Source organism: Ideonella sp. P3_A4 (genome assembly GCF_056403075.1).
In genome coordinates this window covers 1-2,063 of record NZ_JBFUGE010000867.1, presented here as the reverse complement: position 1 = coordinate 2,063, position 2,063 = coordinate 1, and the positions used below count along the sequence as shown (strand labels likewise).

The following is a 2,063-nucleotide window of genomic DNA, read 5'->3' as shown; positions in this document are numbered from 1 at the left end:
ACTTTGAATTCAAGCACCAACTCGATGGCTTGCGCATGGCTGACGTGGCGAACGCACTTGGTGCAGAGGGATTTGAATGCGCCGCAGCTCGTATCGATGCATCACATGGATTGCACCTTGCCTGTGAATCGCAGCCCCCTCCTGGCGACATTTGCCACAGGAGAATTCTCATACTCTTCCCGGATGGCAACGTAGGCCCTAGCCGGGAACATGCCCTCATGGAGTACGTTGTCAAACACCATTCGTTCTACTGCACACCGCACCCCGACGAAGACATCTATTTGGCTCCTAGGTAGCCGTCAACCAACCTTGGCTTAACCCCTCCGTCAAGGCGACGTCTTGCGACAGACTGCAAGCCGCCCCCTACGTCGAACGCCTCAAGCAACAACGTCCCCCACAGCCGCGCAGCACAACCCGCTACAGCCCCCCAACACCACCAAACCGCGGTATCCCCGCTCGCGCCAGGGCATGCCGGATGGCGTCGGGGTAGCTTGGGCCCACAGGCAGCTCACGGCCGTTGCGAAGGCGGGCCATGTATTCGCCGCCGCCGATCGCATACAGCGAGCGCAGTTGCGCCAGGTTGACGATGTAGGAGCGATGGATGCGCAGGAAGCGTGATGGCGGCAGGCGCTGTGCCAGCACGCCGATCTTTTCGCGCACGTCCAACGTTTCGTCACGGCCGAAGTGCAGCGTCACGTAGTTGGCGGCGGCACGCACCACTTCCAGCTCGTCAAAGGGAATGAACACCAGCTGCTGACCGCTCTTGACAACCATGCGATCGGGCTCGACCGCTATCGCGTTGTCGCACAACGCAGGCGCTGTCACCGACATCGCAGGGTGGGTCAGATGCTGGCGCACGCGGTCCAGCGTGGCCTCGAAGCGTTCACGGCGAAAAGGTTTGAGGAGGTAGTCCAGCGCCTGGGCGTCGAATGCGCGTACTGCGAATTGGGCATGAGCGGTGACAAAGACGATGGCCAGTGGCGCGGCTTCGTTGTCTGTGCCGTGTGAGGCGGCCTGCACCGCGTCGAGCAAGCCAAAGCCGTCCATGCCGGGCATTTGCACGTCCAGGAAAAGCAGCTGGGGTGCCAATTGCCGTATCGCGGTGGCAGCGGTTGAAGCATCGGCACATTCGCCCACGAGATCGAAGTCGTCTTCCTGCGCCAGCAGCGTGCTGAGGTTCAGCCGGGCCAACGGTTCGTCGTCGACGATCAGGGTGCGAATCTTCATCGAGGTCATTGTTGTCGTGTGCGGCCTTGACCTCGCCTCACGCCGCGTCGGCCATTGTTCGGTAGGGCAGTTGCAGATCAACCCAGGTGCCCGCACCCGGTTGCCCGCCGATCTTGAAGCTGTGGGCTTCGCCATAGAGTTGGCGCAGGCGTTCGCGTGCATTCGCCAAGCCCACCCCTTGGCGCGGTGTGTCCGGCAGGCCGGAGCCGTCGTCGCGTACCGCGAGCAGCAGCTGTTCGGCTTCCCGACGCGCAGTGATCTCCAGCCGGCCCGGCCGATTCACCGGCGCCAGCCCGTGCACGACGGCGTTCTCGACCAACGACTGCAATACCAGCGTCGGTACCGCGGCATCCAACACCTCGGGATCGATGTGCCGCACCAACGTCAATCGTTCACCCAGACGCCTTTGCTGGATTCTCAGGTAGCAGTCCACGATGGCGATCTCGTGGCGCAAGCTCGTCTCGTGTGTCGGATTGTCGAAAGATGCTCGTAGCAGCTCGGCCAGATCGGCCAGCATGTCCTCGGCGGCCCGCGGGTCCACGCGAAGCAGGGCTGAAATGGCATGCAGGGTGTTGAACAGGAAATGGGGCTGGATCTGCGCCCGCAGCAGCGACAGTTGCAGGTCGGCCATCAGCTGGCCTAGTTGACTGGCCTGCAGAGCGCGCTCGCGCTCGGCGGCGTGCGCATCAAGCAGCGCACGGACGCCAACCAGCGGCCAGTACATCCACAGATCGGAATAGAACTCCTCCAGGAAACGCAACAGCAGCGTCGACCCCTGGTAGTTCGGCGGCACAGCGGCCAGCGGGCTGCCGAGTGCCTGCGCGATCACGCAGTGC

Annotated in this window: 3 protein-coding genes; 1 reads left to right on the top strand and 2 read right to left on the bottom strand. The window is 63.0% G+C overall.

Annotated elements, in window-relative coordinates:
- A partial coding sequence (locus AC1DYI_RS33815) for a hypothetical protein (protein ID WP_477208483.1) occupies positions 1-296 on the top strand: 296 nt, incomplete at its 5' end.
- Between the two features lie 121 nt (positions 297-417).
- On the opposite strand, the gene AC1DYI_RS33810 is transcribed toward AC1DYI_RS33815, so the two are convergent.
- A complete protein-coding gene (locus tag AC1DYI_RS33810; RefSeq protein WP_477208482.1) occupies positions 418-1,227 on the bottom strand; it encodes a LytR/AlgR family response regulator transcription factor in 810 nt (269 codons plus the stop codon).
- A 37-nt stretch (positions 1,228-1,264) separates the two neighbouring features.
- Positions 1,265-2,063 (bottom strand): sensor histidine kinase (locus AC1DYI_RS33805; RefSeq protein WP_477208481.1); only part of this gene is annotated, 799 nt, incomplete at its 5' end.

What these genes read in the sequence shown, in the direction of transcription:
- AC1DYI_RS33810 (WP_477208482.1), bottom strand. Translation starts at nt 1,227, where the DNA reads ATGAAGATTCGCACCCTGATCGTCGACGACGAACCGTTGGCCCGGCTG.